This window comes from Mucilaginibacter sp., assembly GCF_028288185.1.
Taxonomy (GTDB): domain Bacteria; phylum Bacteroidota; class Bacteroidia; order Sphingobacteriales; family Sphingobacteriaceae; genus Mucilaginibacter.
Genome location: NZ_JAQBOF010000040.1, coordinates 41334 through 60900, shown reverse-complemented (window position 1 = coordinate 60900; position 19567 = coordinate 41334). Strand labels below are relative to the sequence as shown.

Sequence of the window (19567 nt, the reverse complement as noted above, 5' to 3'; positions counted from 1 at the left end):
GTACTGTACCTATGTACACCTGAATACACTTTAATGGCATGACAACTACGGAACAACTATATCAACACTACCTGCAACACCCGGTTATCACTACCGATACCCGTAAAATAGCCCCGGGCAGTTTATTCTTCGCCCTTAAAGGTGCTCAATTTGATGCCAACACCTTTGCCAAGCAAGCATTGGAAGCAGGCGCGGCGTATACGGTAATTGATAACCCCGATTATAAGCACAATAATCAGTGTTTATTGGTTGCCGATGTGCTAACCACCTTGCAAGACCTGGCGCGTTATCATCGTAAACAATTAACCATCCCGGTTATTGGCCTTACCGGCACTAATGGCAAAACCACTACTAAAGAGTTAATTAACTCCGTATTATCGCAACATTTTAATACGCTGGCTACGCAGGGCAATTTGAATAACCATATCGGTGTACCATTAACTATTTTAAGTATCAATGCATCGCACCAAATGGCGGTTATTGAAATGGGCGCCAATCATATAAAAGAGATCGAACTGCTTTGCAGCATTGCACAACCAACGCATGGGTTAATTACTAATGTAGGCAAGGCGCATCTGGAAGGGTTCGGTAGTATTGAAGGAGTGAAGATCGCAAAAGGCGAGTTATATGATTTCTTGAGCCGGGATAGCGGGGTCGCTTTTATAAATAGCAATAGTTCTGTTTTAATGGATATGGCGGCTGCACGCAAGTTTGCTACTCCGCCTGTTTTTTATGGGGATGCTATTGACGATTTAGTAAGTGGCGAGATAACAGAAAACGCGCCGTTACTTTCTTTGGATTGGACCAATAACAGTTCGGGCGAAAGCTACAGCGTTAAAACCCAATTAACCGGTGCTTATAACCTGGATAATATATTAGCGGCTATCTGTATGGGCGTTTATTTTAAAATGCCGGTTACCAAGATCAATGCGGGTATTGAGGGTTATCAACCTAAAAATAACCGTTCGCAAATTGTGCAGACGGCTACAAATACTTTGATATGCGATTATTATAACGCCAACCCCAGTAGTATGATGGTAGCTATCGACAACATCGGTAAAATAACCGCCACCCGTAAAATCTTAATCCTGGGCGATATGTTTGAAATGGGTACTGAGGCTGCTGCCGAACATAAAGCTGTTATAGAAAAAGCGTTGGTTACAGAAGTTGATGAGCGGATATTTATCGGCAAAGAATTTTTGAGGCAAAAGGTAAAAGGTGAAAGGCAAAAGATATTTTTTTACGAAACAGCCGAAGATGCTATGATCGCGTTAAAGGCTCATCCTATAAGAAATTCAACTATACTGATTAAAGGGTCGAGGGGTATGGCCTTGGAGCGGTTGGTGGAGTTGCTTTAACTATTATATAAGTAGTAGCGCTAATGGCCGCTAAGAATGCAGCCCTTTTTCATGAGTGAGTTTGAGTAATTGGGTGGGTATGGTAACGGTGGGCTTTGTTATTTATCGCTTCGTTATATAATCATCCGAGTCAGCGGCATTCGGACAGCGACTCGTTTTAACACTACAGACACCCGGTTGCTTTTGATCACGGAAAGGATTTTGATGAAGCCAGATCAGCCCTGTTTTGTTTCACCCTCGCGTTAAACAAACATCCTTTTATTTCTGTGTATAAGCGTCAGGGGGTATCGGTGTTTTCTTGAATGCCTTTACAAGAGCTATAATGTTTAAAACAAAAAAGGGCTAAAGCCTAAGCCCCCACCCTTTTATATATTTTATGTCGATTAATTATTAGTTGCCCGGCGCGTCAGTTGGGGTACCTACAATTTTAAATACTTTGTCGCCATTGCTATCAATCGCATCCTGGAAATAATACCCTTCCTGCGATACATAGTATTTTTGGTGGTTAAGTCTTATTACCTTGCAGCCTTCCGGCAGGTTATCTACCAAGTCGCCAACTTGTGGCAGGTCATCTTGTGCGGTGCCAACATCGGCAGTGTTTAACTCGCCGTCTTTACCTGCAATCTGGTAAACTAATGTACCGTCATCCTTGGTAATTGGCTGGTAATAAACACCATTTAACTCATAGTATTGCATGCCGTTAATAGCAATTGCCTGTGCTTTTGCGGGTAATTTATTAATGATTGCACCAAGAGGAGGCTCAACTACACTATAGGTATTGTCTTGTTGTTGTCTGTAATACAAACCATCGCTATAATAGTATTGGTCTGACCCAAAATAAAACGGATAATATCCGTAAGGTAAAACACTTAAGCTAAAGCCCAATTGAGGTCTGTAATAAGTGCCGTAATAACCACGGTTATTATAATAAAAACCACGCGGCCTTACTGTAATACGGTTTCTGCCATATTCTAAACCAGGATAGCTTCGGTAACCATCGCTACGGTATGAATCACCATATCCTTTTGGCGTATAGGTATTATTTCTTTGCCCTATACCTGGGTAACGGCGGGTACCGTTAGGGTTAGCAGGCCTGAAAACCTGTTCCTGCTGGTGTTCCTGTCCGCGGGGCGAAAAAGTAGTAGACCCTCCTGCTGCATTGGTACCTCTTTGACTGCCAAAGCCATTGCTTTGTTGTTGCTGCTGCGGGTTGCTGCGCTGCATTTGAGGTTGTTGCTGCTGTTGTGGCGGGTTGCTGCGCTGAACTTGCGGTTGTTGCTGCTGCTGTGGCGGGCTACTGCGCTGAACTTGCGGTTGTTGCTGCTGTTGTGGCGGATTACTGCGCTGAACTTGCGGCTGTTGCTGCGCCGGTTGCGGAGCAGGGCGCTGTGGTGCAGGCGCTGCCGGAGGTGGGGTTGACCCTCCTCCCGAAGTCTTAGTATCGGCATGCTCGCCGCCTCTTTGTGCGTGAGCCGGAAGTGCCAGGCCCAGGCATATCAGTGCGCCTAAAGCAATTCCAATTACGTTATTATATATCTTTTTCATGTTTTTGGTTAATATTTCATCAGCATTAATAGTGCCGATTACTACTTTTTAGACTTATAAAATTGCAAACGGTTTAATTAGCACAATATATAACGTTTATACTTAAATTCAAGTATAATAATAGATGTATTTAGGGGTAAAAGGTTACAGTATTTCTGCAATAAATATTAGCGGCGCATTAAATTCGAGACTAAAAAAGCCATCGGAAATTGTTTTAAACTCGTTATCGCCTGTTTTTTCCAATCCGCTTGCTTTAAGGTTATTTGCTGGTGATAATATTTTAATGCGTTCGCCCCCAGGTTTCCATTTATTAAAACCCGAGTTGATCGCATATATTTTTTGCTGATCATAAAACATCACCAGGTTTATTTTGTCGGCAAAAGGCAGATAATTATTTAGCTCAAATTCATCGGTCACTATATTAACCGCCGGGTAGCCTTGTGCTATTAAATAATTTAAGGCGGCAGTAATTATGGTGTTATCGCCAACGGGTAAATGTTTAATGTCTGATTGAAGGTCTTCGCCGGCATCATCGGTTAATACCCAGTCTATCTTAATGCCAAACGCGTTTAGCTGCTCGGCAATAAAAGGCGTGGTTATTAAAGTTGGGCTCCACTCTAATAATTGGCCCAAATGCTCATCCTCAAAGTTATCCAAGCCTAGTACCAATAAGGCCGGCTCCTGTTTTTCGCGAACAATGTGGTGAGAGGACATGGGGTTAGTGATTAGTTGTAATGCTTGTCAATATATTTTTCTGTAAATTTCTTTAAAGGCCCGACTTGGGTCTAGTGCTAAATTAATCGCAGCCGATACCGCAATGCCATAAACACCCGTTTCCAATAGCGGTTCAACATCTGCCAGTTGTATGCCGCCTACGGCGATGACCGGTATATTTATTAGGTGCCGTTGTAATTGCCGGTATCCTTCAAAACCTAGCAATGGCTTATCATTGGGTTTGGTATTGGTATGTGCAAATGGGCCGTATCCGCAATAATCAACCACGCCGGTAGTTTGGGTTGTCAGTAGACGTTTGACGTTCGTTGCTGATGCACCCAGCGTTTTATCTTCGCCTATCTGATTACGGATAGCGACAAAATCAGCTTCAAAGTCTTCTATATGTACGCCTTGCGCGTCTACCTTATCCAGTAAATGATAATGGTTAGTGAGGATTAATGTAGTGCCCCAATCATCGCAGATGCCGGCAATTTGATTGATCTCAATAATCAGCTCGTCATCATTTTTAGTAAAGCAGCGATACTGCAGCCAGTTTGCCCCGGCCTCGCAGGCAATTTGTGCCTGCTCAATATGGGTGCGATTGGGCAGGTCTTGTGTTAGGTAATGAAATTTAGATATATATTTTTTCACGCGTGGGCTATAAAACCAGCTTCGAAATTAAGCAATGGAAACGCTAAATCTAAGGCTGTAGCTTTAAATCTTTTAACAGGCATTCTTCCAACACTACGCGTTCGCTTTTATTGCCTTTATATTCCCATTTAATAAGGCGGATATAGCTATCGGCAATTTCAATGCCGGTTATATCGCCATCATCAAAGCAACAACAGCCACTGTTAAAGTAAGTATCTAAATAACCCTTAAAATCGGGTGGACGCGATTCTTTTAAATGCAGCTTATCAATTTTTGCCTGTAATTGCGCGGCCTTATCGCCGGTAGCGGCCGACAGTTTTTCATAAAGCGCCTCCAACTCGGTTAACGAGCGGAACACCGGCTGGTGCGTATGCCCGGTGATTAATAAGGTGTTTTTTCGCTTCGAGCTCCAATCATACATCAAACGGTTATGATCTGTCTTTAACTGGTCGTTATTTGCCGGGGTGTTTGGGTTAATACGAAGGTAGGATTGAAACGGTGCCCAAATATCAGACACAAACCATTTGCTGAACCAGTTGCCATCGCTTTGCAAGTCGCCCTGGTGGCCGTGGGTTAGGTAAATGTTTAGTTTTTTATGGTCGATAATAGTTTGCAAGATAGCGCCCTCATATATTTTTACTTTCTGCCCGTAAATTTGCATCAGGCTTATGGCAGCAAGCGGGTCATTATCCCAATACAGATCATGGTTGCCAAATATTTTGATAAATGCATCTCGGGTTAAAAATTTCTTCTCGGCCTCAAATGTGTTTTTATTATGCCTTTTGATGGTTAAGAAAATGTTTTCCCAAAGTTCCTCACTATCGCCCAGGTTGATATAAAGAAACCTCTTATGGTTATAATGATCTAAAGCCGCCAAATAGTTTTTGGCGGCTTTGGCAAAAATATCAGAGCCATCGCGTGCGCCTTTATGCTGATCTGATAAAATAATAAAACGGTCTTTTGCCGCATCGAACTCAATTACCTGCCCCCGTTCGCCGGGGTTAGTAGTGATATTTTGGTAAAGATCGCTTAGCGCCTTATCCACCTGCGTTTTATCAGGCCTTGAAGAAAGCCTGTTAGCCAAATCTATAACAGGTTTGGTTAACAGGCGTTGAAGTAGTTTGCGCATGTGATCAATTACATTTGGATAGCATTTCTGTTTTAAATTTGCGTAATTAATTACTTGTCTTTCTTATTAGCCAATGAGAAAACCAGTTTAAGCGAAAACCCGCTTATTGTTTTGTTATAAAATAATTTATCATCATTGGGATCCAAAGCGTTGTAAACTGTATTAGCATTGCTGGGTACAGGAAGGTTTTCATAAGATTTAATGACATAATCCCGCAACTGGCGCTTTTGAGTAATGTCATAAAACAAGGCAACTTGTAAATTCTCACTAAGGAAATATCCTAACCCCAATCCCCCGTCAATGCTTTTGTTAAAAGCCACATCAGACGTTACGTTAATCAAATTTAAAGAAATATTGACTGACATCCGGTCCAGGAGGTCGGCAGGCGCCTTAGCGACCCCCTTGGTAGTGTTTTGTTTAAATAATTGGTTGCCATCATCAACAAATATCTTACCCAGTTTAACCATAACTACTGATGAAATTACAAAAGCATTTTTGCTTAGTTCTTGTGCTTTCAAATTATAATTCCCATCGGTAGTTAATGAATAATCGTACACTTTGTTGAACGTATGGCTATAACCGGCGCCAAAACCAAATGTTACCTTGTTGAGGTCGGCTTGTTGACAGAAAGCCGCTTTGGTAAACAGCATACATAATAATAGCATTGTTTTTTTCATGATACTTAGTATTAATTTGATAAGGATTGATTTTTAACTTCCCGATTGCAGGAATGACCTGTTTTGTACAAACATGCTGCCCTCTATTTGAGGCTGTTGTTCATACCGTTGTTGACGTAGGGTATTATTCACATTCTCGACAATTTTATTGAGGGGTTTACTCAAGCCTTGTGCTTTTTTTAACTCCAGCAGTAAAAAATAGGATAGCGCGCCGTTTGCGCGTGCATTAAAGGTCGCATCAGCTGATGTTTGATCTGATTTGCAGCCGGATACAAGGGCTACATTCAAGCTCTCGGCGGCGTTTTTAAATCCCATTGTTGAGACCTTTTTTGATATCGCCGTGTTTATCCGCCATTGGATGTCCGCAGGTGGGATGATTGTTTTAATTTTGATTTCTGGTAATAAAAACTCCCTGCTTAAATCGGCCGAATGGCAAGAATCTGATACCCAAACAAACTCAACCCCGGCAGGTACCGCCGAAAATATCCTGTGAAAGTCTTTATCCCTGATTGCATGCTGGTCGGTCCAGTCAAAGTCGACAGGACAAATTGCTTCGTCCAATCCGTCTACCTCGCCTTGTGGGTTCCGGGTAGGTAGTTGTACACCATGGCCACTGTAATAAAACAAAACCCTGTCGCCGCTTTGTACTCCGGTTAACAACCATCCCAACCTTTCAATAATAGCATCAGTTGTAGCCCGCTCATTAACCAATAACCTGATATTGTCATTGCCAAAGCTTAGTTTATCAACAAGAAAGCCGGCCATGTCAACAATATCATTAACGCAACCATTTAATGGTGCTGTAGGGTATTTATTAATACCCACTAATAACGCCCTGTCCATGGTTTACTTGAATTTAATGATGTAATACACGTATGCGTTTTTAGGCCTGGTTTCGCTGCCGCCATAGTTAGCGGTGGTTATTTGCATTGGCCCATAATTAACGTTGCCTCCGCCGTCCACAGAGTTTGGACCTATAGAATTATCCATAAAATTATGTGCGGGGTTTACAGCGTGATTATGACTTGCCACTTGGTCCGGCTGTTTAGAGCCTACCGCGTTGCCGCCATTGCCAGAGCTGTTTAGGTCCGGCCTTGATTTGTCTCTAACGCCTGCCTCGAGGTCAATGCCAGAATCGTCAGAAACTCCTCTTAAAAACAAGCCTTGCAAACCTGGCAGCGCAAACTTGTTTGCTCCATCGCCACCCCATGTGTCGCCAATGGCGTTAAATAACGCTGCATATTGTGGTAACGTTCTGTCAAGCAAAGCACCATTGCAATAAATCCAATTGGTTGGAATTTTGTCTTTAGGCCCAGCGAATGCTACTATAGCACCTATCGGGCAATCAAATAGTTGGTCCATTTTGAGTTCTTTTTTATGGTCTGATTAACTACATATTTGTTTAGAAACAGCATCCCCGGCGGCTATTACAATGCCAATGGCGCCTTTTGCTATGGGGTTTTTAATTAGGTTCTGTAAAATCACAAGGCCGCTTTTTACGCTGGGCCAGATGCTGCAGAATTCGGTTTGTGCTTTGGCGGTATCTACCAACGATATGTCGCCGCGATTGTCAATAATGTCTTTAGTGTTCATGATAAGTTGTGCCTACTCTAAACCGTTTTCGGCGTAACCGGATGCCATCACTATTGATAGCACAACCCAAAATTGAATAAAGCGCACAGCCGGCGCAATGTGGGTTAAACGGTAATGATACAGGTTTTTAACACAGTAAATACCGTGAAAACACGGGGTGGTTACCAATAATTGTGTTGTACTTTAGCCCTAATTAATTTATTGTTAACCCAAAACCCCACATCATGAAAAAACTAGGACTATTTATTATTTGCTTTGTTTTATTAGGAGGTAAAACAAAGGTGCACGGCCAGGGCATATCGTTAAATGGCATACCACAAGACGAGGCCAAAGAGATGGTCGATTTTTATCAGCAAAATCGCGGGCAGGACACTGGCCCCACCCGGCAAAGTATGTGGTTTGATGCAGCAACGTTTAAACGCATTGTTGACTTATTGTTAAAGGAGAAGGCCGACCCAAGGCACAGCGCGGACCCAACTGATGGCATGCGGATTTATTTTGCCAGTAATTTGGGTGTCGGCCCGGGTCGGTTAAGAAACACGATAATAATGATGCCAACCAGGAAAGCAGGGCCCAACACCGCTGTTATCTCAGGTAGCTTTCATCATGATTACTTTGACCATGATCCGGCTGATGTGGCCATATTGGCTGCATCAAAAGAGAAATTGTATACAAAGAGGTTTTACAGAAGAGGAGAACAGTTATATAATCATAATAGAAGACCCGAGCCCCCATGTACCGATCCGGGCCCGCATTATATAGACAGGAACAAGGCCGAACAAATGGTGCAAAAATTTGGTTGGGACACTATGACAACCAACAGTGAATGGTTTGACCTTGATCTGTTAGAAGATTTTGTTAACGACCCGCACCCGCATGACGGGATACGGCTTTACTTTGCGAAACATGGCCCCACTGACCCTGATATAAACAAACAGGAGGTTAAAAATAAAGAAGCATTTATATGGGTGCCGACACAATCGCACGGTATACCGTTATTTAAAACCCATAAAGATTATTTTGATTGCGGCACAGCCAGGAAAGCTTTAGCAAAATTTAGGCCTTTAGTGATCGCCGGCCCGGGCGGGCAAGATAATGGCGAACTTTGCCCGAGCAATTGTGACCCCAATCCGCCTATGGGGCAATAATAAATATCATTATTACTACTAATAAACTATGCCAAACTTTTTCACCGTAAGTATCGTAGCCGAAGTTATTTGCTTCCTGGTAGCTGTAATATGCTTATTAAGAGCCCGGAGCCTGGTATGGCGCAGTATGGTGTTGTACCTGTTGCTAACCTGTGTTAACGAAATTGCAGGGAAATATATTGGAAAGCGATACCATAATAATCAGTGGCTTTATAATATTTTTATTTTTTTTGAAGCCGGCTTCACTTTTACGATGTTGGCAAATCTCCTTGGTAAATATGTTAATTGCAAACCCATTATTATTCCCGGGTTTGCAATTTTCATTGTTTCACATATATATGGACTTATAAATCCAGGGTTTTTATCGTATGACTATGTTACCTGCGTAATAATGTCTGCAATGTTTGTTTTGTATAGTTTATATTATTATTATTTACTACTTAAAGATGACCTGTATGTTGATCTGAAATACTCGCCCGAGTTTTGGTGGGTAGCGGGCACCTTACTTTTTTATTTTGGAGATACGGGCTGCAATATTTTTTCTAAACAGTTAGAAACAATAACGATAGGCCCTAACAAAGGTCACCTAACTTATCTTATATTTAAGGTGCTCAATATTATTTTATATGGCTGCTGGAGCTATGCTTTTATCTGCAAAAAATGGTTAACAACAACTTCGGAAGTTTAATTATACTAACCACGCTAATTTTTTTACTGGCGCCAACCTTCATTATTATTTATATCAGCGTTTATAACCGGCGCAAAAAGAAACATATTGATGAAAAAGCTCAAATGAAATTATCGTTCGAGTCTGAATTGCTTAAAACTCAGATAGAAATACAGGAACAAACCCTGAGCCATATCAGCCAGGAAATACATGACAATATAACCCAGGTGCTATCTTTTGTAAAACTTAACCTGGCTCTAACCGACAACATGCCCGATATGGAGAAGCGGTCAAAAATTAAAGAAAGCCGGGAATTGATAGCTCAAACCATAAATGATCTGCGCGACCTGTCGAAAAGCTTAAGCTTTGAATATATCCGCACCATTGGTTTTGTTAAAACAGTTGAAATTGAGATTGAAAGAATTAACAAAAGCGGTATTATAGCTGCAGGGTTATCTGTTGAAGGGGCTGTTTATGATCTAGGCGAACAGCGCGAACTGTTAATTTTCAGAATATTTCAAGAGGCTATTAACAACGTATTAAAACACTCGGCCGCTAAACATTTGAAAATCAGCTTGCAATATTCGGCTCAATTATTTAATTTAACCGTCGAAGATGACGGAATAGGGTTTTTGGCCACGCAATTGCAGGAGCAAGTCGGCTTGGGGTTAAAAAACATGGAGAATAGGGCAACTTTAATTGGTGGAACTGTAATTGTTGACAGTTGGCCGGGTAAAGGTTGTTGTGTTAAAATTAGCCTAAAAACCTTTACAAATTTAAGCGCAGATGGAACCCATCCAGATAGCATTGGTTGATGATCACCGCCTTTTTAGAAGCGGAATAGCATCGCTTATTAATAAATTCTCTCAATATAAAATACTTTTTGAAGCCGCCGATGGGGACGAGCTGATGCAAAAACTTACCCCTAAATTAAAGCCCCATATTGTATTATTAGATATTAATATGCCCAAAATGGATGGTATTGCCACAGCGCGATGGATCCGCAGTAATTATCCCGATGTACATATTATTATACTATCTATGTTTGAAGATGCCGAAAAGGTATTAGCAATGGTTAAAATAGGCGTTAAAGGATATCTATTAAAGGATGCCGAGCCCGAGGAGTTTGAACAAGCTCTGGATAAAGTTTCAAATAACGAAACCTATTACCCAACATTTGTAACCCGGCATTTAATTAATAATTTTAATAAACAAACAGAGGCTATAAAGCTAAATACCCGGGAACTGGAGTTTTTAAAACTGTCGGGCACCGAACTTACCTACAAAGAAATAGCCGACCAAATGTGTATAAGCGTGCGTACTGTTGATGGTTATCGGGACCAGCTATTTGAAAAATTACAAATAAAAAGCCGCGTTGGCTTGGTTTTATATGCCATAAAAAATAACCTGATAGAATTGTAATTTGCTAATATTTTTAGCAAATTTGTATTATGGCATATCAGGATAATCCGGAGTTTTTTAAGGGGCGTGGAGCGCAGGTTAATACCGACAACAAATTTTTAAAGCGCAAATATGTATTAGATCATATTGAGGGGTTGGATGAACCGTTGCTTGAAAATAGCGCCACGCAATTGTTTGAAGAAACGCCCAAGAAAATAGTAAGCGAATCGAACAGCCCAGATTTGAGCCACATGTACTCCATTAACCCTTACCAGGGATGCGAGCATGGCTGTATTTATTGTTACGCACGTAATACGCACGAATATTATGGCTTTAGCGCAGGATTGGATTTCGAGCGCAAAATAATTGTAAAACGTAACGCGCCCGAATTGCTGGAGAAATATTTTAATAAGCGAAACTATCAGCCGGTATCTATTCTGTTATCGGGCAACACCGATTGCTACCAGCCTATAGAGCGGCGGTTAAAAATAACCCGTGGCCTGCTGCAGGTTTTTCTGCAATACAAAAACCCGGTAAGTATTATCACCAAAAATAATGTCATCATCCGGGACCTGGATATAATAACGGAGTTGGCAAAATTGAATTTGGTACACGTTAATATATCAATCACTTCGTTAAACGAGTCGCTGCGGCAAAAACTAGAGCCGCGCACAGTTACGGCTAATGGACGATTAGCTGTTATTCAGAAACTATCAGAAAAAGGGGTACCGGTTAGGGTAATGGTTGCGCCGATAATTCCGGGGTTGAATAGTAATGAGATCCCTGATATTATCAAGGCATCGGCAGATAGAGGCGCATTGGGTGCCGGATTTACCATTGTGCGCCTGAATGGTAGTATCGGCGAGATCTTTACCGATTGGGTACATAAAGCCTACCCGGATCGTGCCGAAAAAGTTTTAAATATGATACGGGCCTGCCATGATGGTAATTTAAACGATAGCGAGTTTGGCCGCCGTATGCGCGGCGAAGGGCCGGTGGCGCAATCGATCCATCAGCTATATCGAATGGCTTGTACGCGGTTTCTATCGGGCCGCGAAATGCCGCCGCATGATTATACTTTGTTTACACCAAAGGGCGGGAAGCAGACGAGTATGTTTTAGTTAATTATCAGACTTAAGTTTAAAAAACTTCGACTTCTATGATCTTCAACTACCGCTCCAGCTTAGCCACTCTTGTAGGTGTATCCTGCCCCGAAACTATTGTACGAGAACTTAACGCGATAGCTTTTATTGTAGAGGTGATATTAACCGGGTCTAACGAGCTAAATTCGTCTTTAACGGTATGATACAGTTTATCGTTATCAATCTGGTCGGTTGATATGGTATGTGCAGGCACACCTACTCTTGCCAATGAAGCATTGTCGCTTCGATAAAATAAATTCTGATCTGTATACGGATCGGGATAAAATTTAAAGGCGGTACCCTCCAGGTTCTTTTGCAGTATCGGCCCAAAGTCTGACCGCTCGAAGCCTGTTATTAAAGCCGAGTTTGGCCCCCATTTAGCTTCCTTGCCAATCATCTCGATATTAAACATGGCCACTACTTTTTCAGGCGCAACCGTTTTAGCAAAGTACGTTGAGCCGTACTCGCCTATTTCCTCTGCAGTAAATGCAACAAATATTAAAGTACGGGCATTATTGTTTAGCCGTTTAAAATACTTAGCCAGTGTGATCACGGCTGTAGTGCCCGATGCGTCATCATCGGCACCATTGGCAATACTATCGCCCTGCATCATATTGGCATCTTTAAGTATACCCAAATGATCATAATGGCCAGAGAATATTACAAATTCATCAGGCTTGGTTTTACCAGGGATTATACCGGCTACATTAAACAACGGTAACTCATCGCGTTTAACTTCATCGCTAATATTAAAAGATTTTACAGCATCGTATTTACCCAAAACCAAAACCATCGGTGGCGCTATGGGTGCATCTTTAAAGGCTGTGCCGCCATTAATATAACGTTGCAGCTGTTTAAAAAACTCTTCGAATTTTGGGTCGACTATTACCAGGGTGCTTTTGCCCCTGGTAAAATATTTACGATATTCTTGCCTGAAATCCATATCCGGCGTCACAGTCGCAACCTCGGCATCGGCCATATTACTCCAATTAAATGAAGCCTTAGACACTATGGCATAATTACTCGCCGGGATACTTTCGCCGTTTATGCTAACCGCGCTTTTTACCGGTGTAGATTTTATCATGGTGAAGTTTTGGCGAAAGCCCGGGTTCCCCTCCATTGGTTTTAGTCCGATGGTTTTATACTCGTTCTCTATAAATTTCGCGGCCTTTTCTATACCCGGTGTAAAGGTGCCCCTGCCTTCCATATCATCGGCAGATAGCGTTTTTATTATGCGCTCTACATCATTTTGTTGTATCAACCGGTCAATATCCTGCGCGAAGCCGTAGGTTGATGTGACTATTAATGCAATTACTGTAACAAACTTTTTCATGGTTATTTTGCTTTTGATGATAGCCAGTTGTTTCTGAATGTGGTTTGATCTGCGGTTAATTGGCTGCCGGCTTTTTCGGCAGTTACAACCTCAAGGTACGGGTTTTCTTCCAGCGTAACTATTGTGGTATGCGCCCCGGTGCGGTTCTTATAATCAACAGTGATCTTGTCGCCGGGTTTTTTATCGGCAATTACTTTAGCAAATAAGGCGGCATCGGTTAGGTCTTGTCCATTGGCCTTTAACAGCACATCGCCGGCATCAATACCAGCTTTATAAAAAGGCGTACCCTGTACTGTATTTGCTATAATGGCATAACCGGCTCCCGGCATAGCAATAGCCTGTCCGGAGCGGCCACGTATAGTCTGCGTTGGCAAGCCCGACCATACTTTACCCGGTGCGACTTTGCGTAAAATAAAACCTGCTTTTGCTAACAAGGATTCGTAGTTGTTTTTGTCTAAGCCATAAATGTATTGGTTAAAAAAGCTGTCGGCAAATTTGGGGTTCTTGGTTAGTTTAGCCAGGTCGGTTTGCAGATCGGCCACTGTGTAGGGTTTCATTACTTTGCCACGTGCCAGCCAAACGGTGCGCATATAATCATCGAGTGTTAAATTAAACTCGCTGCGTAAACGCAGATCAAGTGCTAATGCTATTGCTCCGCCGTAGTAATAATAGCTTAAAAAGTTGTTGCCATAATTTGCAGGATCAATAGATACACCCGCATCCGTATAAACAGATTTCCGGCTCATCTCAACCGCCGGATAATGTGCAGCGCCGGGAGTATTTAAAACAGAATTTACCAGTCCGCCTACAACCCGGGTATATTCTTCGGGCGTATGGAACCCGGCACGAACCAATAACAACTCGCCGTAATATTGGGTAAAGCCTTCGGCAAACCAAAGTTCATTACTCATGTTGGCATGGGTAAAGTTAAAAGGCTCTAATGATTTTGGGCGGATACGTTTAACGTTCCAGCTATGGAAATACTCGTGCGAGAAAGTGCTTAACAGGTCTACTTCATTACCCGCAACCTTATCTGCAGCATCAACAATACAGGTAGAGTTTCGATGCTCCATGCCGTCACCGGCGTTGGTTGGGTATACGTCATCTAAAAAAGTGTATTCGCCATAATCATAGGTTGGCAGCTCGCCGAATACCGCTTTTTCTTCCAGTACTACTTTTTGCACCATTTTGCCGAAGTTGTCAATAACACCCTGATCATCAGTAGAGTGAATGGTCAGGTTAATGCGTTCTTTTTTACCATCGGTATTAAGCACATCCCAACTGGTTTCTTTAAATGCCGAAAGCTCGGTAGGGCTATCCATCATATACTGCATATCAGGCGCCGAATAGATGTTTGATCCCTCGTGCTTTAATTGAGTGGCAACTTTCCAGCCATATTTATCAAGATCGTCAAACTCAAACTTTAACGGTCTTTTATCTGCTCCCTCCACCCACATAAAAGCGGCGGGCATATTCAGGTGGGCGTGGCTTGGGTCAATGCTGGCGTATGTGCCGTCTGTCCAATTGGCAAATAAAGTGTAGCTTACTTTTACTACATCGCCATGGTCTTTAACTTCATATATATCGCCTTCTATTTGCTTTACTTCAAGCGGAGAGCCGTCTACATTGGCTGCTTTTACATTGTAAACATTTTTACCAAACTCGTGCGTGGCATACCGGCCAGCAGAAGACCGGCTCATGCGCAAACGTATAAAGCCGGGAACCTGCGATATAGTCATTGTAATTTCGGCCTCGTGATGCACCGCATTAGGGAACGATATTGCGTAATAAATGGGTTTGATTGCTGTTTGCGCTGATGAAGCACCTGCAATTAATACAGCAAGGGAAAAGAGTAGAAATATTTTTTTCATCGTATTAGTGAATTGTGCTCAAAATACGATTAAATATAAATAATAGCAAAAGAGGGCTTTGGAGATAAAGGTGAGTTAATCAGCGCGCCGTTGACTCACCCGGTCTTTGCTTCGCTCGACCACCCTCTCTTCGCCTTTGACGGAAAGAGGGTTATTCGATTTTAGTTACCCTCTTTCCGCACAGCGAAGAGAGGGTCGACAAGCGTAGCGATGTCGGGGTGAGTAACCGCCCACCTAATCATACCTATGCCTGTCCCTATCGTTATCCGACCGGTTGGTAAGTGTATTTTTTCGCCGCTTTATGTCTTCGTTTACATGATCTTTATAAACGGAGTCTATAACCGTTATATCGCGCTCTTTATCCCGCTCGGCATAGTACACATTTGCTTCGTGGGTTTTGGCCATAGCTACGTCATAAGGCCCTTTGGGCGACATCAGCTTTACAAACACCGGCAAACATTCAAACAGGATGAACAGATAACCAATAAACGATATAGCCAGGTAAGTATCCAGGTCGCGGGTGCCGTTTTCATTATAGGTTAGTTGGCCAAGGGCCCAGTTACGGTCGGCAAAGCCTGCTATTTTTGCAAGGCTATCTAATTGAGTGCTGCTAAACATTTTTACAGCGTTAACGCCCTCATACTCTTTGCGCCGGCTTAAATAATCGTCCATTTTTTCAGCATCGCCGGTAACCAATTTTAACCGGTCCTCCTTTTCCTGTAAAATGGTTTGCTTTTGTTTAGCGTAAGTACCATATCCTACTATGCCTGATGTTTGACTGCTTTTTTCGCCAAACACCTCTTCATTCAACTGGCTGCGTGATCGGTTAATGTCTTTTTCCAGCGAGTCTTTTTCTTTTTTCAGTTCGGTGTTTTTTGCCAGTTCCTGGGTGTATTTTTCGTTGTACGTTTTTTGCAGGGTATCTATTTTACTATGCTGGCCCTTTAGGTAGGCGGTTTTTAGTTTTTGGCGAATCTCTTTATCAAAAACCTTTAACTCCAGCGGGCGCGATATTACTATCCCAATCATTATGGCCAATAAGATCCGTGGCGACGCTTGTATGATCTGCTGATTGGTGGTACCCTCTTTATTAATACTGGATACTATATAACGGTCCATGTTAAAAATGGCGGTTCCCCATAGCAAGCCAAACAGAATGGCAAAACCTACAGCGAAAGCATCTCCATTAAAAACAAAATACATGGCGTAACCGCCCGATAGTGAAGCAAATAGCGCCGTAAAGAATATGGTAGCGCCAATACCTACATATTTATTATGCTCAATAGGATACTTTTTTAAGGTATCAACGTGTGCGCCCGAACAAAACCAAAAAAACCGGGTAACTTTATCCATTTATTATACTCTAAATATGGTAAACATATATGAAACGCACTTGAGCCCCGATTGTTACAAAATAAGGACGTAATTATTTATACATAACAACTACATTTGATCTGTAAAAACAATTTATAATACCATGCAAGAAATAACCGTACAAGAACTTAAAGAAAAATTAGATAGCGGCGAAGATTTCCAACTGATCGATGTGAGGGAAGATTTTGAATACGAAACATCAAATATTGGCGGCCTGTTAATACCGTTAGGCGGCATTCTAATTGAAGCCGATAAAGTAAGCAAAGATAAACCGGTTGTGGTAATGTGCCGCAGCGGTAAACGCAGCGCGGCAGCAATTATGCAATTAGAGCAATTGGGTTATACTAACCTGTCGAACCTGCAAGGCGGTATATTAGCCTGGGCTGCCGAGATTGACCCCGATCTTTCAGTATATTAAACCATGGGCAAAAAAATAGCATTAAGCTCGTTTTATACCTTCTGCATATTTTTTTGTTTGATATTGGGATACCTGGGTATAACCGGTAAACGATATGATTTTATAATGGCGGCCACCTTTGGCGGCACCATCTTCGTCATACTAAAAATAAAGTTGATGAAAGAAATACGTAATACGCTTAAACCTTAACTCAAATAAATATATGCTCTTTTTAATTTTAGGTGTCATTGTACTTGTAGCAGGTACCGTGCTTAAACGTTCGCCAGAACCGGGTAGTCGCTTTGGCGGTACGGTAACCATTGTTGGCGGTGTTATATTAGCGTTGGGCTTAGCCTCGTCTATGTTTAAACAGATAGAATTTGGTACCGTTGGTGTGCAATCACTTTTTGGCAAGGTGCAGGACAATGTTTTGGAAAGTGGGTTACATGTTATCAATCCACTGGTGCAGGTTACAACCTTTAGCGTACAGACAGAAAATTATACCATGAGCGCCAAGAGCAACGAAGGCCCTGTTGAGGGTGACGATGCTATTCGAGTGTTATCGTCTGACGGATTAGAAGTTACTATTGATCTATCGGTACTTTATAAAGTTATCCCATCAAAAGCGCCATTTATATTGCAAAATATTGGTAATGACTATGTAAATAAAATTGTTCGCCCTGTAACCAGGACCGCTATACGAGATAACGCGGTTAGTTATGCCGCAGTTGATCTGTATTCTACCAAACGCCAGGAGTTTCAATTTAAGATCAATAAAACCATTACCGACAATTTTGCTAAGAACGGTCTAGATGTTCAGCAAATATTAGTACGTAATATTACTTTGCCGGCCACTGTTCGCGCCAGCATCGAGTCAAAAATACAAGCCGAGCAGGAATCGCAAAAAATGCAATTTGTGCTAGCTAAAGCACGCCAGGAAGCAGATGTTAAGCGTGTAGAAGCACAGGGTATTGCTGATTATCAGAAGATCCTGTCAACCGGATTGTCTGACAAACAATTACAATACGAATATATCCGCGCTCAAAAAGATATCGCGCTATCGCCAAATACCAAGATCATTATTATGGGTGGCGGTAAAGGTGGCAATCCGATTATGTTGAGTGATAAGTAGAAGCGCACGAATTTTCAAATTGAGGCAAGCAGTTGCGCCTGTTATTTTGTCAGTGCTTTCATCCCGTTTATACATCGGAATACTTTTTGAAATACCCATTCTAAAAAGATAAACATTCATTTTAAGATATATAGATATGGGATCAGCATGGTTATTAATGATAGTAATTGCTGTTGTAAGCTTAATTGTGCAATGGCGTTTTAAAAGTAAATTTAAACAATATTCAGAGATCGGTTTATTGTCCGGCTTATCGGGCCAGGAGGTTGCCGAGAAAATGCTGCGCGATAATGGCATTTATGATGTAAAGGTAATATCCGTAGAAGGGCAGCTAACAGATCATTACAATCCCGAAACAAAAACGGTAAACCTAAGTCCGGATGTGTTTTATAGCCGTAGTGTAGCCTCGGCCGCAGTAGCGGCACACGAGTGCGGGCACGCCGTGCAAAATGCCACGGGTTATAGCTGGTTAAGCTTACGGACCACATTGGTACCGGTAACCAATGCAGCATCAACCCTGGTACAATTTACTTTGTTTATTGGTGTGATGCTGTTGTTTTTTGCACATAGCCCAATAGTATTAGCTGTAGGCGTTGCCGGTTTGGCCATTGTTACCCTGTTTGCTTTTATTACGCTGCCTGTAGAGTTTGATGCAAGTAACCGTGCCCTGACCTGGTTAAACAACAATTACACCGTTATGCAAACCCGCGAAGAACACGAGCAGGCCAAAGATGCCCTATGGTGGGCCGCTATGACTTATGTGGTTGCCGCCTTAGGCTCATTAGCGGCATTGTTGTATTATGCTTCGATGTTAACGAATAGGAGGAATTAAACGCTAAGAGTCTCGTACCCCAGCCCCCCTAAAGGGGGAGCTTTTGAAACGCTTAAACAAAAAAAGGAAGGCCTCAGTTAAACATAACTGAGGCCTTTTATATTATAATCTATAAACCCTGCGTTCTTACTCCCCTTCAGGGCGGTGGTTAATTCATTCTATACGGCGCTACCAAATAAAACTCTGGTATTTGTACATCAAAAACGGCGTTATCCATCAGGCGCATCATTTGGTATTCGCCTTTCATGCTGCCCATATCTGTTTTAAGGTTACAGCCTGATACATACTCGTGCGAGCTGCCCGGCTCAATTACCGGCTGCAGGCCAACCACACCTTCGCCCTCTACTTCGCGTTTGGCTCCGTTCGAATCAAAGATATGCCAATGACGGCTCATCAGGCGTACAGCATAGCTGCCCATGTTCTCTATATTAACTTTATAGGCAAACATAAAATGATCGTTTGCCGGGTTTGAATATTCCGGCTGGTAAATGGTTTCTACCGAAACCTTAACTCCTTCAGTTATAAAAGTAACCATTAGATAAGTATCGTTTAATTCAACTATAAAACCATCAACTCAAAAATTAAGCCATATTAATGGCATAATTT

The 19567-nt window shown here is 42.1% G+C and carries 22 protein-coding genes; 10 read left to right on the top strand and 12 right to left on the bottom strand.

All coding sequences use genetic code 11. The features are described from left to right. Positions 1–38 precede the first annotated feature (38 nt). Positions 39–1358 carry a UDP-N-acetylmuramoyl-tripeptide--D-alanyl-D-alanine ligase gene (gene murF / locus JWQ34_RS18115; RefSeq protein ID WP_299359740.1) on the top strand — a complete coding sequence of 440 codons (1320 nt, stop codon included), beginning with the start codon at positions 39–41 and terminating at the stop codon, positions 1356–1358. Positions 1359–1748: 390 nt separating this feature from the next. On the opposite strand, the gene JWQ34_RS18110 is transcribed toward murF, so the two are convergent. The 8 genes from JWQ34_RS18110 to JWQ34_RS18075 all read right to left on the bottom strand — a co-directional run bounded on the left by JWQ34_RS18110 (position 1749) and on the right by JWQ34_RS18075 (position 7667). Beyond that, the gene (locus tag JWQ34_RS18110) at positions 1749–2903 is read right to left on the bottom strand and encodes a DUF6515 family protein (RefSeq protein ID WP_299359737.1); all 1155 of its coding nucleotides are present in this window, start codon (positions 2901–2903) and stop codon (positions 1749–1751) included. A gap of 144 nt (positions 2904–3047) precedes the next feature. Then, positions 3048–3617: a thiamine diphosphokinase gene (locus tag JWQ34_RS18105; protein ID WP_299359734.1), complete on the bottom strand. Its 570-nt coding sequence runs from the start codon at positions 3615–3617 to the stop codon at positions 3048–3050. Positions 3618–3644: 27 nt separating this feature from the next. Continuing rightward, positions 3645–4268, bottom strand: coding sequence for a thiamine phosphate synthase (locus JWQ34_RS18100; RefSeq protein WP_299359732.1), 624 nt, complete (start codon positions 4266–4268; stop codon positions 3645–3647). A gap of 49 nt (positions 4269–4317) precedes the next feature. Then, positions 4318–5397 (bottom strand): metallophosphoesterase, encoded by a 1080-nt coding sequence (locus JWQ34_RS18095; RefSeq protein ID WP_299359730.1) that lies wholly within the window; start codon positions 5395–5397, stop codon positions 4318–4320. Between the two features lie 50 nt (positions 5398–5447). Then, positions 5448–6074, bottom strand: a complete 627-nt coding sequence (locus JWQ34_RS18090; RefSeq protein WP_299359727.1) for a hypothetical protein — start codon at positions 6072–6074, stop codon at positions 5448–5450. Between the two features lie 33 nt (positions 6075–6107). Beyond that, positions 6108–6917, bottom strand: coding sequence for a caspase family protein (locus tag JWQ34_RS18085; RefSeq protein WP_299359725.1), 810 nt, complete (start codon positions 6915–6917; stop codon positions 6108–6110). Between the two features lie 3 nt (positions 6918–6920). Beyond that, a complete protein-coding gene (locus JWQ34_RS18080) occupies positions 6921–7436 on the bottom strand; it encodes a phage tail protein (RefSeq protein WP_299359722.1) in 516 nt (171 codons plus the stop codon). 24 nt (positions 7437–7460) lie between these two features. Beyond that, on the bottom strand, positions 7461–7667 hold the full coding sequence (locus JWQ34_RS18075) for a hypothetical protein (RefSeq protein WP_299359719.1): 207 nt from the start codon (positions 7665–7667) through the stop codon (positions 7461–7463). A 224-nt stretch (positions 7668–7891) separates the two neighbouring features. Here JWQ34_RS18075 and JWQ34_RS18070 point away from each other — a divergent pair, with 224 nt between their 5' ends. The 5 genes from JWQ34_RS18070 to JWQ34_RS18050 are packed head-to-tail and all read left to right on the top strand — an operon-like array spanning position 7892 to position 12004. Continuing rightward, positions 7892–8815: a hypothetical protein gene (locus JWQ34_RS18070; protein ID WP_299359717.1), complete on the top strand. Its 924-nt coding sequence runs from the start codon at positions 7892–7894 to the stop codon at positions 8813–8815. Positions 8816–8843: 28 nt separating this feature from the next. After that, a complete protein-coding gene (locus tag JWQ34_RS18065; protein ID WP_299359715.1) occupies positions 8844–9503 on the top strand; it encodes a hypothetical protein in 660 nt (219 codons plus the stop codon). After that, positions 9476–10297, top strand: coding sequence for an ATP-binding protein (locus tag JWQ34_RS18060; protein ID WP_299359713.1), 822 nt, complete (start codon positions 9476–9478; stop codon positions 10295–10297). The genes JWQ34_RS18065 and JWQ34_RS18060 overlap by 28 nt, the downstream gene beginning before the upstream one ends. Continuing rightward, positions 10269–10904 (top strand): response regulator transcription factor, encoded by a 636-nt coding sequence (locus tag JWQ34_RS18055; RefSeq protein ID WP_299359711.1) that lies wholly within the window; start codon positions 10269–10271, stop codon positions 10902–10904. Before JWQ34_RS18060 ends, JWQ34_RS18055 begins: the two co-directional genes overlap by 29 nt. 29 nt (positions 10905–10933) lie before the next feature. Further along, complete coding sequence (locus JWQ34_RS18050) at positions 10934–12004, top strand: PA0069 family radical SAM protein (protein WP_299359708.1); 1071 nt, start codon at positions 10934–10936, stop codon at positions 12002–12004. A gap of 49 nt (positions 12005–12053) precedes the next feature. Here the strand turns inward: JWQ34_RS18050 and JWQ34_RS18045 are convergent, their stop codons facing one another. The 3 genes from JWQ34_RS18045 to JWQ34_RS18035 form a co-directional block, all read right to left on the bottom strand. Next, positions 12054–13358, bottom strand: coding sequence for a M20/M25/M40 family metallo-hydrolase (locus JWQ34_RS18045; RefSeq protein ID WP_299359706.1), 1305 nt, complete (start codon positions 13356–13358; stop codon positions 12054–12056). A gap of 2 nt (positions 13359–13360) precedes the next feature. Further along, entirely contained in the window at positions 13361–15229 is a 1869-nt protein-coding gene (locus JWQ34_RS18040; RefSeq protein ID WP_299359704.1) for a M61 family metallopeptidase, read from the bottom strand. Positions 15230–15463: 234 nt separating this feature from the next. Beyond that, the gene (locus JWQ34_RS18035; RefSeq protein ID WP_299359701.1) at positions 15464–16582 is read right to left on the bottom strand and encodes a DUF4407 domain-containing protein; all 1119 of its coding nucleotides are present in this window, start codon (positions 16580–16582) and stop codon (positions 15464–15466) included. Positions 16583–16706: 124 nt separating this feature from the next. Between JWQ34_RS18035 and JWQ34_RS18030 the strand changes: the two genes are divergently transcribed. The 4 genes from JWQ34_RS18030 to JWQ34_RS18015 all read left to right on the top strand — a co-directional run bounded on the left by JWQ34_RS18030 (position 16707) and on the right by JWQ34_RS18015 (position 18961). Next, on the top strand, positions 16707–17021 hold the full coding sequence (locus JWQ34_RS18030) for a rhodanese-like domain-containing protein (RefSeq protein WP_299359698.1): 315 nt from the start codon (positions 16707–16709) through the stop codon (positions 17019–17021). Between the two features lie 3 nt (positions 17022–17024). After that, entirely contained in the window at positions 17025–17210 is a 186-nt protein-coding gene (locus JWQ34_RS18025; RefSeq protein WP_299359695.1) for a DUF6358 family protein, read from the top strand. Between the two features lie 13 nt (positions 17211–17223). Further along, the gene (locus tag JWQ34_RS18020) at positions 17224–18132 is read left to right on the top strand and encodes a prohibitin family protein (RefSeq protein WP_299359692.1); all 909 of its coding nucleotides are present in this window, start codon (positions 17224–17226) and stop codon (positions 18130–18132) included. A gap of 136 nt (positions 18133–18268) precedes the next feature. Continuing rightward, positions 18269–18961 carry a zinc metallopeptidase gene (locus tag JWQ34_RS18015; RefSeq protein ID WP_299359690.1) on the top strand — a complete coding sequence of 231 codons (693 nt, stop codon included), beginning with the start codon at positions 18269–18271 and terminating at the stop codon, positions 18959–18961. A gap of 148 nt (positions 18962–19109) precedes the next feature. On the opposite strand, the gene apaG is transcribed toward JWQ34_RS18015, so the two are convergent. Next, positions 19110–19496, bottom strand: coding sequence for a Co2+/Mg2+ efflux protein ApaG (apaG, locus tag JWQ34_RS18010; protein ID WP_299359687.1), 387 nt, complete (start codon positions 19494–19496; stop codon positions 19110–19112). Between the last annotated feature and the right edge of the window lie 71 nt (positions 19497–19567).